Source organism: Hydrogenophaga sp. (assembly GCF_030651625.1).
Lineage (GTDB): Bacteria > Pseudomonadota > Gammaproteobacteria > Burkholderiales > Burkholderiaceae_C > Hydrogenophaga.
In genome coordinates, this window is sequence record NZ_JAUSCF010000009.1 from 29,433 (window position 1) to 41,650 (window position 12,218).

At 64.4% G+C, this 12,218-nt stretch carries 10 protein-coding genes; 2 read left to right on the top strand and 8 right to left on the bottom strand.

Features of this window, described 5'->3' with window-relative positions; genetic code table 11:
* Positions 1-11 precede the first annotated feature (11 nt).
* The 4 genes from mltB to Q7V46_RS03660 all read right to left on the bottom strand — a co-directional run bounded on the left by mltB (position 12) and on the right by Q7V46_RS03660 (position 5,271).
* A complete protein-coding gene (gene mltB / locus Q7V46_RS03645) occupies positions 12-1,139 on the bottom strand; it encodes a lytic murein transglycosylase B (protein ID WP_304912151.1) in 1,128 nt (375 codons plus the stop codon).
* Positions 1,139-3,136: a DUF3488 and transglutaminase-like domain-containing protein gene (locus tag Q7V46_RS03650; protein WP_304912152.1), complete on the bottom strand. Its 1,998-nt coding sequence runs from the start codon at positions 3,134-3,136 to the stop codon at positions 1,139-1,141. Before Q7V46_RS03650 ends, mltB begins: the two co-directional genes overlap by 1 nt.
* A gap of 141 nt (positions 3,137-3,277) precedes the next feature.
* On the bottom strand, positions 3,278-4,348 hold the full coding sequence (locus Q7V46_RS03655; RefSeq protein ID WP_304912153.1) for a DUF58 domain-containing protein: 1,071 nt from the start codon (positions 4,346-4,348) through the stop codon (positions 3,278-3,280).
* Positions 4,349-4,350: 2 nt separating this feature from the next.
* Complete coding sequence (locus Q7V46_RS03660) at positions 4,351-5,271, bottom strand: MoxR family ATPase (protein WP_304912154.1); 921 nt, start codon at positions 5,269-5,271, stop codon at positions 4,351-4,353.
* Between the two features lie 26 nt (positions 5,272-5,297).
* On the opposite strand from Q7V46_RS03660, the gene Q7V46_RS03665 reads away from it, so the two are divergent.
* Complete coding sequence (locus tag Q7V46_RS03665) at positions 5,298-6,251, top strand: histone deacetylase family protein (RefSeq protein WP_304912155.1); 954 nt, start codon at positions 5,298-5,300, stop codon at positions 6,249-6,251.
* 270 nt (positions 6,252-6,521) lie between these two features.
* Here the strand turns inward: Q7V46_RS03665 and Q7V46_RS03670 are convergent, their stop codons facing one another.
* The 3 genes from Q7V46_RS03670 to Q7V46_RS03680 all read right to left on the bottom strand — a co-directional run bounded on the left by Q7V46_RS03670 (position 6,522) and on the right by Q7V46_RS03680 (position 9,429).
* Positions 6,522-7,448, bottom strand: a complete 927-nt coding sequence (locus tag Q7V46_RS03670; protein ID WP_304912156.1) for a transglycosylase SLT domain-containing protein — start codon at positions 7,446-7,448, stop codon at positions 6,522-6,524.
* Complete coding sequence (locus tag Q7V46_RS03675; RefSeq protein WP_304912157.1) at positions 7,445-8,869, bottom strand: FAD-binding oxidoreductase; 1,425 nt, start codon at positions 8,867-8,869, stop codon at positions 7,445-7,447. The genes Q7V46_RS03670 and Q7V46_RS03675 overlap by 4 nt, the downstream gene beginning before the upstream one ends.
* A gap of 62 nt (positions 8,870-8,931) precedes the next feature.
* On the bottom strand, positions 8,932-9,429 hold the full coding sequence (locus tag Q7V46_RS03680) for a DUF2069 domain-containing protein (RefSeq protein WP_370690274.1): 498 nt from the start codon (positions 9,427-9,429) through the stop codon (positions 8,932-8,934).
* A gap of 207 nt (positions 9,430-9,636) precedes the next feature.
* Here Q7V46_RS03680 and Q7V46_RS03685 point away from each other — a divergent pair, with 207 nt between their 5' ends.
* Positions 9,637-10,944, top strand: coding sequence for a YihY family inner membrane protein (locus Q7V46_RS03685; protein WP_304912158.1), 1,308 nt, complete (start codon positions 9,637-9,639; stop codon positions 10,942-10,944).
* On the opposite strand, the gene Q7V46_RS03690 is transcribed toward Q7V46_RS03685, so the two are convergent.
* The gene (locus tag Q7V46_RS03690; RefSeq protein ID WP_370690276.1) at positions 10,919-12,178 is read right to left on the bottom strand and encodes a cytochrome P450; all 1,260 of its coding nucleotides are present in this window, start codon (positions 12,176-12,178) and stop codon (positions 10,919-10,921) included. The two genes, Q7V46_RS03685 and Q7V46_RS03690, sit on opposite strands and share 26 nt — an antisense overlap.
* Positions 12,179-12,218: the final 40 nt, after the last annotated feature.

Sequence of the window (12,218 nt, forward strand, 5' to 3'; positions counted from 1 at the left end):
CCCGGGTCTGATCAGCGCGCAGGGGCTGTGGAACCAGGCTTCAACGGTCCACCGAGCATCGTTTCAATCGCTTCGCCGAGCTCGATCACCGCCATGGCGTAGTAGCTGCTCCAGTTGTAGCGGGTGACGGTGTAGAAATTTTCCGTGCCCAGCACATAGCTGCGAGGCGCATCGCCGTTTTCCAGTTCGACCAGGGCCATCTTGCCGATGTGCTGCTGTGTCTGTTCCTGCAGGACCAGGCCCTTGTTGATCAGGCTTTCGACGGTGAAGCTGGGCAGGATGTCCGGTTCCAGCAGGGTGGCCAGATCGAGCCGGGTGTGGTCGAAGGCCACCGGGTAGTGGGTGGGCATGCCAGGGTGCCACCCAAAGGCCTTGAAGTAGTTGGCCACGGAGCCGATCACGTCCGCCTGGCTGTTGAACAGGTCGATGCGACCGTCGCCATCGAAATCGATGGCGTATTTGGACCAACTGCTGGGCATGAACTGTGGCCAGCCCATGGCGCCCGCGTAGCTGCCACGCAGCGTCTGGGCGTCCATACCCGTGCGGTCGGAGAGGCTGAGAAACTGTTCCAGTTCCTCCCTGAAGAACTCGGTGCGCACCGCCGCCCTGGGGTGGGCAGCCGGAAAGTCAAAGGCCAGCGTGCTCAGTGCATCAATCACCCGAAAGGAGCCGGTGTGGCGGCCGTAAAGCGTCTCCACACCAATCACACCCACGATCAGGCTGGCCGGCACACCAAATTCGCTCTCGGCGCGAGCCAGCGTGTCGCGGTTGTCCTGCCAGAAACGCAGGCCCGCGTTGAGGCGCACCGGTTCGATGAATCGGGCCCGGTAGGCTGCCCAATTCTTGGGCGTGCCAATGGGCGCGGGTGTCATGAGGCGAACCACATTGGGCAGGTGCTGCGCCTGCCCGATCTGCTCGCGCACCCACGCTGCGTCCAGATTGCGCCGTGCGGCCAGGTCGTCGGCAAAAGCCATGGCCCCGCTGTGCTGCTGATAGTAGAACGCGGGTGCCCGTGCAGAGGGTATGGGGCGCGTCTTGGAAGTGCTGCCGCTGGCAAACGCGTCGGCACTGGCCGCCAGGCCCATGCCCCATGCCAACGCCACCAAGGCAACCGAGTGGACACATCGAAACCGGAACATCAACGAATTTTCTCCCTGGGCCACACAAGTTGTCTGAATTCAGCACGCAGTGTACCGAGGGTGTGCGTGCTGGACTTGCTGTAGCGCTGGGACTCCAGCCTGAGCAGCCAATGTTTCAAAGCGGAGGCCTCGGCGGGATCAAAGTGCTGTTCCACCAGCTCGGCCAGGGCGCGCGGAGGAAGATGATCCGTGCGGCTCAAACCCAGCTTGCCAAGCCTGTGGCGCGCCTGCTGCAGCAATCGCAACCATGGGTCGTGCTGTTGGCGCTCCCACAAGGTCCAACCGGCGCCGGCCAGGCTCACCAGCACGATCACGCCGAGCAGCACATAGGCCAGGTCGGTCCAGCGCGGTGAATCGAAACCCAGGCTCTTGAGCAACTCGAGCTGGCGGCCCTGGGTGTAATTCAGGATCCACTGGTTCCAGCGGTTGTTGACCGCTTCCCAGGCATTGCGCAGGTGGGAGGCCAGGGTGGGGTTGAGGTTGCGGAAGGCCGATGCCAAGGCGCCTTCGGCCGGGCGCAACCGGTCCAGCGAGCCGATTCGCCAGTCGGCCACAGCAGCGGTGGGGTCCACCCTCACCCAGCCCTGGCCTGTCAGCCAGACCTCGGCCCAGGCATGCGCATCGCGCTGGCGCACGGTCCAGTAGTTGTCGATGGCGTTGAGCTCGCCACCCTGGTAGCCCGTGACGATGCGGGCCGGAATGTCCATGGCGCGCAGCAGGATGACAAAGGCGGAGGCGATGTGTTCACAGAAGCCTTCCTTGCGATCGAACCAGAACTCGTCGGCCGTGTGCTCACCGTAGAGTCCGGGATCCACCGTGTACACGTAGCCACCGGTGCGCAGGCGTTCCAGCGCAGCCTGTACCAGCGCACGGGCGTGGTCGGGACCTGCACCGTGCTGGCGCCGGAGGTCCTGAGCCAGCGCGAGCGTGCGCGGGTTGAATCCGCCGGGCAGCTCCACATGGTCCTGCAGGGCCACCTGCTGGCCGAGCGGGCCGTGCCGGAAATCCGGGAAGCTCTCGGCCCGGAAGCGCACCAGGTCGTTCATGGGCCGCTGGGACATCCATTGCAGATCCGCTGTCATGTAGGGCGCAGCACCGGGCAGCGAGGGGGCAGTGGGGGTGGCCTCCAGCACAAACAGCCACGGCTGGCGGGTGGGCTCCTGCGTCACTTCGTAGCGGACCGGGTCGCCCCGTACCGCGAGCTCGGGTTGAAGCTGCATGGATGGGGGAAAGCCTGTTCGCAGGCTGCGCCACTCCCGCCCGTCGAAGTCGCTGAACACCGGACCTCTGAAATACAGCGCGCCCAGCGGCGGAGCCTCGCCTTCGAATCTCACCCTCAGCGCAATCTCGTCCACCTCCATCAAGCGGGCGACGTCGCCAATTTTCATCCGGTCCGACAGACCGGTGCGCCCCGTCATGGCATCACTGGGTACACCCCAGAGTGGTGCAAAGCGCGGGAACAGCATGAACAGCACCAGCATGATCGGCGCACCCATGAGCGCCATGCCGCCAGCGGTGCGTGCGGCCTGCAGAAGGGGCGGCCTACCCACTGGCATGTGGGCGTTGACCAGTGCCGTCAGCAGCCCCAGCATTGCGATCAGAATGCCAGCCGCAGTCAACAGCGACTGGGAGTAGAAGAAGTGGGTGAGCAGCGTGAAGAACGCCAGAAAGAACACCACGAAGGCGTCCCTGCGGGCGCGCATTTCCAGCGTCTTGAGCGCAAGCAGCACGACGATCAGCGTGACGCCTGCGTCCCGCCCCAGCAACGAACCGTGAGTGAACCAGGTGGCGCCCAGCGTGATTGCCAGCAACCCCGCCCGCCAGAACCAGGGAGGCAACGGCAGGCCGCGAAGGGCCAGCGTGGCGCGCCAGACCAGCACCCCGGCCGCCAGCAAGGTGCACCACCAGGGAATGTGACCCATCTGCATGAAGGCCACCCAGCCCACCACGACCAGAAGGAACAGCGTGTCTCGTGTGTCGCGCGGGAGGGAAGGCATTGACAGGGCAGCCATGTCAGAGAGCGCGACGGCGCGAGGTGGCATATGCCAGGGCAGCCGTGGAACTGGCTTCGCCAGGCCACAGGCTGCGTCTCCCTCCCGCAGGAGATGGGGAAGACGCGAAGCGGCGCAGGGGGTGATTCATACCAGGGCCAGTGCCTCCAGGCAACGCGATCGGTGGGTGAGACCCTGGTCTGGTGCCAGTTCCCGCCCTGGCAAACGCAAGCCGTAGTCCAGTTGCAACTGGTCGGCCATGATGACCCATGCGGTCAGGCGCGACAGTCTGGCCTCCGGCTCCGAGAGGCCACAGTGCGCATGATCAAGCCAGAGTTGCTGGCGCTGGACGGACAGCGCGTCGCGGCTGACCAGGTCGTTGCGTCCTGCCGCAAACGCCTGAGCCGCCTTCTTCCAGACCACCGCCCTGATGGGGTCGCCCCGCCGGTAGGCCCGCACGCCATCAAATTCCCCGGTACTCTGCACGCGGGCTTCGCCCTGGTGGCCGGCTTGCGGTTCCCCCGCAGGCAGGGGAGGAGCGTGGGCTTCAATGGCGGGATAGATCAACACCTGTGAAGCAGGGCGCCACACCGTCCACACCCGAAAAGTGCCCAGCGGATAGAGGGTCGTGGCGGTCAGCGGCGGCAGATGGTGCAGGCCACGCTGATGGGCTGGCCATGCCACCCGCACCTGGGCGCTGCCTTGAGCGGGCACATCTGTCCAGGCCAGCGGTGTGGTTCGGATGTCCTGATCGACCACGCCGAGACCAACGCCATGGCGTGGGCTCTTGCGCTCGCTTGCCAGACGGATGTCAAGCGAGATGGCCTGGCCTGCATGTACGGGCGCCGGGGCTGAAAGGTGCAGCGTCAGGCCGCGCAGGTTGCCGTGGCAGACATGCATGCCGACCAGTGCACACCCGGCCAGCAAGAACGTGAGCAGATAGCCCAGATTGAGCTGGTAGTTGATGCTGGCCACCAGCAACAGTGCCAGCGTGAACGCCAGCATCCAGCCAGGCCGGGAAGGCAGAATGTAGACGTTGCGCTGGGTCAGCGTGAGCGTGTCGGTGCGCGGCAGGCGGTTGTGCCACCAGGCTTGCACCCGGGCGCGCACCGAGCCCAAGGGGTTGCCCCATCCAGAAGCGCCGCGGAACCGGCTCTGCCGGGGCGCTGGTGCTGCCCCCTGGGGGGAGGTGCCGAAGGCGCTTCGGGGGGAATCCATAGCTATGGCAGCGGCGTGGCATCGACCATCGCGCGCACCTGCTCCACTGGACCACGTCCCGCATCACTCACTGGCACCAGTCGGTGAGCCACTGTCTGGGGCAGGATGGCGGCGATGTCGTCAGGGGCCACATAGTCGCGTCCACTCAGGAATGCCTGTGCCTTGGCCGAGCGCACCACAGCCAGTGCGGCCCGGGGCGACAGACCCTGGGCAAACCAGCGGCCCGATCGCGTGGCGGACACCAGATCCTGCAGGTAGTCCAGCACCGGCTCGGCCGTGTGTACCGCGCTGACCGCCTGTTGCAGGCGGGCAAGGTCGGTGGGTGTGAGCACGGGTTGCAGTTGCTCCAGCATGTCGCGCCGGTCCTGACCCCGCAGCAGTTCGCGCTCGGCAGCGCGGTCAGGGTAGCCGAGCGAAAGCCTCATGTGGAAGCGGTCCAGCTGAGACTCGGGCAGGGCGTAGGTGCCCAGCTGGTCGTGGGGGTTCTGGGTGGCGATCACGAAAAACGGGTTGGGCAGGGCGCGTGTGGCTCCTTCGACCGTGACCTGCTTCTCTTCCATGGCCTCCAGCAATGCGCTCTGGGTCTTGGGACTGGCGCGGTTGATTTCGTCAGCCAGCAGCACTTGGGCAAACACCGGGCCTGGGTGGAACACGAACCCTTCGCGACCGCGCTCGTAGATGGACACCCCCACCAGGTCGCTGGGCATGAGGTCGGCAGTGAATTGCACCCGCGAAAACTGCAGCCCGAAAGAGCGGGACAGCGCGTGTGCCAAGGTGGTTTTGCCCACGCCAGGCACGTCTTCAATGAGCAGGTGGCCACCCGCCAGCAGACATGCCACGCAATCGGCCACTTGCTGGCCCTTTCCCACAATGACCGTGTTAAGCTGATTGAGGAGTTGGTGTATTTTTGTATCGGCGTGCATCCCGCGAACCATACCGTAAAACCCCCATGAGCCAGGCCACAGGATATTTCACCCACAAGGATTGTTGGCGACACGAAATGGGCCGAGGACACCCCGAGTGTCCTGAGCGGCTTGATGCGATTCAGGACCGATTGCTCATCTCGGGCCTGGACGTGGCGCTTGAGCAGCGAGAGGCAACAGCCGCCTCCATGGCCGACATGGAACTGGCACACGGGCGCATGCACCTGGCCGCTTTGCGCGGCCTCAGTGACGGGCTGCGCGACGACATCGCCGCCGGTGGTCCTGAGCATGCCCAGGTCGATCCCGACACGTCGATCAACGTGCACAGCTGGGACGCCATACTGATGGCGGCGGGTGCGGCCATCGACGCGACCGATGCTGTGATGGCGGGCGAGCTGGCCAACGCTTTTTGCGCGGTGCGCCCGCCCGGGCACCACGCCACGCGCAACCAGGCCATGGGTTTCTGTTTTGTGAACAACGTCGCGGTGGCCGCCAAATACGCGCTGGAGCGTCACGGGCTCAAGCGCGTAGCGATCATTGATTTTGACGTGCACCATGGCAACGGCACCGAAGACATCGTGGCGGGCGACGAGCGCATTCTCATGTGCAGCTTCTACCAGCACCCTTTCTATCCTGCCTGGGACCACGCAACCGCCGCAAACCTGGTGAATGTGCCGGTGCCTGCCTACACCAAGGGCATGGAAGTGCGGGAGCTGATCGACATGATCTGGATGCCACGGCTGGACGCCCACAAGCCTGAGATGATTTTCATCAGCGCGGGCTTCGACGCTCACCGGGAAGATGACATGGCCCAGATGGGCCTGGTGGAAAACGACTACGCCTGGATGACGCAACGCCTCATGGAGGTTGCGCAGCGCCATGCCAAGGGCAGGATCGTGAGCTGTCTGGAGGGGGGCTACAGCCTGAGTGCGCTGGCACGCAGCGTGGAAGCGCACCTTCGGGTGCTGGCGGGGGTGTAGGGAGCTCCCCCCTGCGCTGCGTCGCAGCTTCCCCTCTCTCTGGCGCGCCTTCGGCGCTTGGTGGGCGGAATCTTGGGCCGGCGCATCCGGACCCTTGCTGCCCATGGATGGGGCATTGCCATCGAAGCTGTGTGTTTGTGAACACCCCCTGCACCGCTGACGCGGCTCCCCCCTATCTCTGGCGCGCCTTCGGCGCTTGGGCGCGGCACCTTGGGCCGGCTGAGCCGGACCCTCCGTGCCACTGTATTTGGAACTGACCTTTGAGTGGCGCTACCTTCTGACGATGGTTTGGTTCACGAGCCGTGAGGGTCCGGTGACCCTTGCGTCGAAGGGGTGCTGCTGGAGGTCGAAGATTTCCTGGATGCGGCTCAGGTAGCCACGGGTTTCTGCGTAGGGTGGCACGCCGCGGTGGCGTTCCACGGCGCCTTCTCCGGCGTTGTAGGCGGCCACCGCCAGGGCCACGTTGCCCTGGAAATACGCCAGCAGCCAGCGCAGATAGGCCATGCCCCCCCGAATGTTCTGTTCGGGGTCAAAGGGCTTGCGCACCTGGAAGCGCTCGGCGGTCTCGGGGATGAGCTGCATCAGGCCCTGGGCGTTCTTGTGTGAAACCGCCTGAGGATTGAAGTTGGATTCCGCGCGGATGACAGCAAAGGCCAGTCCGGGATGAATGCCGTATTCGGGTGCCAGCCGGTCCACGATCGCGAGGATTTTGCGGCGCTGGTCGTTGTCTGCCAGTTCGCGGTAGCGCACTTCGTGCCGGGCGAGTTGTTCGGCTGCCAGCAGTGCGGCCTTGCGCTGGGCCTCGTGTGTTTCCGCTTCGATCACGCAGGGGGGCTTCTCGGAACGCTGCCCTACAACCTTCAACATGTTCCCGGACTGCTCGTGGCCCTGCTCGGCAGCCAGCTTGAAATAGAACGCGGCGTACGCGTCGTTGCGCTCGGTGCCGCGGCCGTTGGCGTGAATCCAGCCGAGGCGGTAGCGTGCATCGGCATCACCTGCAAGTGCTGCCTTGCAGTAAAGGGCCATGGCTTCTGCGGGGTCGCGCCTGACGCCATGGCCGTGCTCAAGGGCAACGGCCTGATTGCGCCAGGTGTCAATCTGGGAGGGTTCTGGAACTGCCGGTGCGGTCTGTGCCCATGCTGTTCCTGCACTCCATGCGATGCACCAGGCAATGAAAGGCAGCGGGCTCAGTTTCATGGTTCTATCACGCGGCCGGGGTTGAGAAGGTTGAGGGGATCCAGAGACAGCTTGATCTGTCGCATCAGCGCCATGGCCACAGGATCCTTGTAGAGAGGCAGCTTGCCTACCTTGAGGCTTCCGATGCCGTGCTCGGCGCTGATGGAACCATGGTAGCGCTTTACGGCGTCAAACACCAGCGAGTTAACCTTTTCTTCGTAAGATTTGAGGAACAGTGGGCCATCCGTGCCTTCAGGGGCTTGCACGTTGTAGTGCAGATTGCCATCTCCCAGGTGACCGAAATTCACCAGCCGAACGCCTGGAATTTCGCGTTGAAGCAGCGCATCGGTTTCATGGCAGAACGCAGGTATGCGGGACACCGGCACGCTGATGTCGTGCTTGATGTTGAGCCCTTCTTCGGCCTGGGCCAGCGGAATGCTCTCGCGTATGTGCCAGAGTTGCTGGGCCTGGGCGAGGTTCTCGGCCACCACCGCATCGTTCAGTACTTCGCGTTCCAGCGCCGTTTCCAGCAACCGCTCGAACTGCGCCCTGGCGTGCGCCTCGGACTCGCTGTCGCTGTTCTCAAGCAGCACGCAGTAGGGTGTATCCCGCCAAAGGGGTACCCGCAGCTGCGAAAAATGTTTGTTCACCAGACTCAGCGCGAATTGACCCATCACCTCGAAGCCAGTGAGGCCCGCACCCAGATGCTGGTGTGCCAAGCCGAGCAGTTCCACGGCGGCGTCCAGCGAAGGCACGGCGGTCCAGGCGGTCAGCCGTGCGGCAGGCCGGGGATAGAGCTTGAGAGTGGCGGCGGTGATGATGCCCAGCGTGCCCTCGCTGCCGACAAACAGATTGCGGAGGTCATAGCCTGTGTTGTCTTTGCGCAGGCCGCCGAGACCGTGCCAGATCTGACCCTGCGCTGTGACCACTTCCAGGCCAAGGCAGAGGTCGCGCGTATTGCCGTAGCGAACCACCTGGGTGCCGCCGGCATTGGTGGCCAGGTTGCCGCCAATGGTGCAGCTCCCTTCGGCTGCCAGGCTCAGCGGAAAAAGCAGCTCGGCGCGCTCCGCCGTTTCCTGCAGCTCTTGCAGCACGCAACCAGCCTCCACGGTGATGGTGAGGTTCGCCGCATCCAGTTCACGCACCGCTTTCATGCGACTGAGGCTCAGCACCACCTGTGTACCGGTGTCGTCAGGCACCGACCCGACCACCATGCCGGTGTTGCCACCCTGTGGAACGATGGACACGCGGGCGGCCACACAGGCCTTCACCACCCCGGCCACTTCATCTGTGCTGCCCGGACGCACCACCGCCAGGGCTCTGCCGTGGGCGCGCTTGCGCCAATCCTGTTCCCAGGCGGACAGGTCGGTGGCGGGATCGTCGTGCGTCAGCACATGGGCATCGCCCACCAGCGCACGCAGTTGGGTCAGGAGTGCATTCATTGGGGTACCCTGGCTCTGTGAGTTGCGGTGCGGGCTTGTTTCCGGGCGGCCCGGCGCTGCGCTCATGCTTTGGTGTCAGCCCTGGGCGCGACGGGGTCGGCTGCGGCACCGGTGGCCATTGCGTGGTGCGCTGCGTCGGCAGCCACCGCCTCTTTGCCGGCCGCACGCAGGCGGATGCGAACGTGCAGGGCGCAGGCCGTGAAGAGCAGAACGCACAGCAGCACCTGAACACCGGCCAGCCAGGCCGAGAGGCCGCCGTCGCTGGTGGCTCGCACCACGCCCTCGGTGAAGTAGATCCACACCAGCAGACTGAGCCAGCGGTAGGTGTACATGCGGTTCTTCAACAGACCCGCCAGGGGCAGCGTGAGGGGTAACACCTTGACCACCAGCCAAGAGCCCCCGGGGCGCAATGGCGCCAGCCAGAGTTCCCAGGCAAGGCCCAGGACGATCAGGCCCAGCAGGCTGCCCACGGCAAGCCAGCGTGTGGCTTCGACGGCGGATGGATGGGTGGAGGGGGCGCCAGCAGGTTGCGGAGCAGTGGCCATCGGAGGGGCAGACATGTCGGTCGGTAGAAGGTTGGTACTGCGTTTCACCAGGACATCAGCATGAGAACGCGGCTTCACACGCCATTTGTCGTGCCAAATCCTCGCGATACCAATGGGGTTCAGCGCGGTTCGCGCCTTGCCAGACGAACGAATCCTTCGATTTCGTTTGTCAACGTTCTGGTGAGACGCAGTACTGTGAGAGTCAGATGGCATGATACCGACATGACCGTCAAGGAGCGCCTGCGGGTGATCGAGACCTTTTTGCGCGACCTGTGGGCTGGGGCGCTGGCTTTTCCCTGGCCCACGACGGCCCTCACACTGCGCGAGCGCTTCCGGGAAGACCGGCTGGGCATCACCGCGAGCAGCCTGACCTTCACCACCACGATTTCGCTGGTCCCCCTGTTCACGGTGGCACTGGCGATCTTCAGTGCCTTCCCGATGTTCGGGCGACTGCAGGACTCGCTGCAGCGCTGGCTGGTGCAAAGTCTGGTGCCCGAAAACATCGCCAAACAGGTGCTGAGTTACCTCAACGAGTTCGCTGGCAAGGCCGGGCAGATGGGCTGGGCAGGCGCACTCGTGCTGCTGGTCACGGCGCTGGCACTGATACTCACCATTGATCGCAAGCTCAACGACATCTGGCGGGTTCGGCAATCCCGCTCGCTCACCCAGCGCGTGCTGGTGTACTGGGCGGTCCTGACCCTGGGCCCGCTGTTGCTCGCCGGTAGCCTGAGCATCACTTCGTATGCGCTGACCGCCTCCAGCGGCGCAGTGTCAGCACCACCAGGCGGGGTTCGGTTTCTGCTGGACACCTTCCAGTTCGCCATCGTCACGGCCGGTATTGCGGCGTTGTACCGTTTCGTGCCCAACACCCATGTGCGCTGGAACCACGCGCTGCTGGGCGGACTTTTCGTGGCGACGGGCCTCGAGATTGCCAAGAAGGTGCTGACCTGGTACCTCGCGCAGGTGCCGACCTATTCCGTGGTTTACGGCACATTCGCCACGTTGCCCATTCTGCTGATCTGGATCTATGTGGCGTGGGTGATCGTGCTGCTGGGCGCGGTGGTGGCGGCCTACCTGCCCAGCCTGTTGTCGGGTGTGGCCCGGCGCGGCAATGTACCAGGTTGGGGGTTTCAACTGGCGCTGGAGGTGCTGGAGCATTTGCGCGAAGAAAGGGCGACCCATGGCGGCGGGCTGGACCTGGCCGATCTTGCGCAGCGCATGCGGGTGGAGGCACTGCAGCTCGAAGAACCGGTGGCCGCCATGGTGACCCTGGACTGGCTGGGGCGCCTGGATGAAGACGATGAGCGCTACGTGCTGCTGATCGACCCTGAAAAAATGCCGCTGGCCCCTTTGGTGGAACGCCTGCTGCTGGTCAACAGCGACAGCACGGCGCGCTTCTGGAATCTGAGCCAGTGGTTGCAGCTCACGGTGGCGCAAGCGCTGAACGAGTCGGAGTCAAGGTCGGTCAAGCCGCATGGCGATGGCGACGGTACCGACGCAAACGTCACCGCGTCACAAACGGCGCCTTGAGAAACCCCCGGAAACGAGCCCTGCCGCCCCGGGTTGGCGACTCGCTGAGCTGGTAGAGGGGAAAGCGCTGCAGGAAGCGGCCGATTGCAATGCGGCCCTCCAGTCGCGCCAGGCTCAGGCCCGCGCATTGGTGAATACCGAAACCAAAGGCCAGGTGCCGGTTGTTCTCACGGGTCAGGTCCATCATTTCGGGTCGATCAAACTGCGCCGGGTCGCGGTTGGCCGCACCAATGCAGAGGGTCACCAGGGTGCCAGCCGGCAGGTCCACACCGCCCACGGAGGTTGGCTTCAGTGCCCGGCGGTTGCCCAACTGGTTTGAAGACTCGAAACGCAGCATTTCATCCACTGCCAGCGTGAGGGTGGTTTCCTGCGCTGCTGCGTCCTTATCCTGCATGCGCAGGGTTTCCAGCAAATCCGTCCTTGTTTGTGGATGCTCTTGCAAAGCCAGCAGGCCGTTGCCAATCAGGTTGGTGGTGGTTTCATGACCCGCGTTGAGCAGAAAGATGCAGTTTTGAAGCAGTTCCACCTCACTCAGCTTGTCCCCCGTGGCTTCGCCCTGGATCAGCCGTGTGAGCACGTCGCGCTCGGGGTCCCCCGGCTGGCGCCGCCGTTGGGCCACCAGCGTGCGAAGGTATTCCAGCATTTCGGTCACGCTGCGGTTGCCCAGCGTGTGTTGTTCCGGGGACACCACCGGTTCAAGTGCGCCCAGAATGGCGAGTGACCAGTCGCGCAGCGGACCGCGGTCAGCATGGGGAACATCCAGCAGGTTGCCGATGATCTCCACCGGGATGGCCGATGCGAAATCTTCAATCAGGTCGCCACCGCCCTTGGCCTCGATGCTGTCGAGCAACTGATCGACCAGCCGCACCAGGCCTGGTTCCATTTCGGCGATGGCGCGCCGCGTGAGCGCACCCATGATGAGTCTGCGCACCCGCGTGTGCAGAGGCGGGTCATTGAACACCAGGCTGGTGGTGTGGTGCTCGAACAGGGGCGAGCTTTCGCCGTACTTGGGCCCGAACTCCACGTGTTTGTCCGAACTGAAGGTCTGTGCGTCGCGGTAGACCGTGACCAGGTCGGCGTAGCGGGTGAGAAAGTATGAGCCGTCGGGCATGAGCCGAATCGGCTCGGTTTCGCGAAGTGCGGCGTAGACCGGGTAGGGGTTGGCCAGGAAGTCGGCGGGGAGGGCGCGGAGATCGAAGCTGGCAGCAATTTCGCGTGCACGCGCTGGTGGCATTGATGGCGTGATGGAGTCGGGGTTCATGGGGCGTCTCTTA

What these genes read in the sequence shown, in the direction of transcription:
- mltB (WP_304912151.1), bottom strand. Translation starts at nt 1,139, where the DNA reads ATGTTCCGGTTTCGATGTGTCCACTCGGTTGCCTTGGTGGCGTTGGCA.
- Q7V46_RS03655 (WP_304912153.1), bottom strand. Translation starts at nt 4,348, where the DNA reads ATGGATTCCCCCCGAAGCGCCTTCGGCACCTCCCCCCAGGGGGCAGCA.
- Q7V46_RS03685 (WP_304912158.1), top strand. Translation starts at nt 9,637, where the DNA reads ATGACCGTCAAGGAGCGCCTGCGGGTGATCGAGACCTTTTTGCGCGAC.
- Q7V46_RS03665 (WP_304912155.1), top strand. Translation starts at nt 5,298, where the DNA reads ATGAGCCAGGCCACAGGATATTTCACCCACAAGGATTGTTGGCGACAC.
- Q7V46_RS03675 (WP_304912157.1), bottom strand. Translation starts at nt 8,869, where the DNA reads ATGAATGCACTCCTGACCCAACTGCGTGCGCTGGTGGGCGATGCCCAT.
- Q7V46_RS03680 (WP_370690274.1), bottom strand. Translation starts at nt 9,429, where the DNA reads ATGTCTGCCCCTCCGATGGCCACTGCTCCGCAACCTGCTGGCGCCCCC.
- Q7V46_RS03660 (WP_304912154.1), bottom strand. Translation starts at nt 5,271, where the DNA reads ATGCACGCCGATACAAAAATACACCAACTCCTCAATCAGCTTAACACG.
- Q7V46_RS03650 (WP_304912152.1), bottom strand. Translation starts at nt 3,136, where the DNA reads ATGCCTTCCCTCCCGCGCGACACACGAGACACGCTGTTCCTTCTGGTC.
- Q7V46_RS03690 (WP_370690276.1), bottom strand. Translation starts at nt 12,178, where the DNA reads ATGCCACCAGCGCGTGCACGCGAAATTGCTGCCAGCTTCGATCTCCGC.
- Q7V46_RS03670 (WP_304912156.1), bottom strand. Translation starts at nt 7,448, where the DNA reads ATGAAACTGAGCCCGCTGCCTTTCATTGCCTGGTGCATCGCATGGAGT.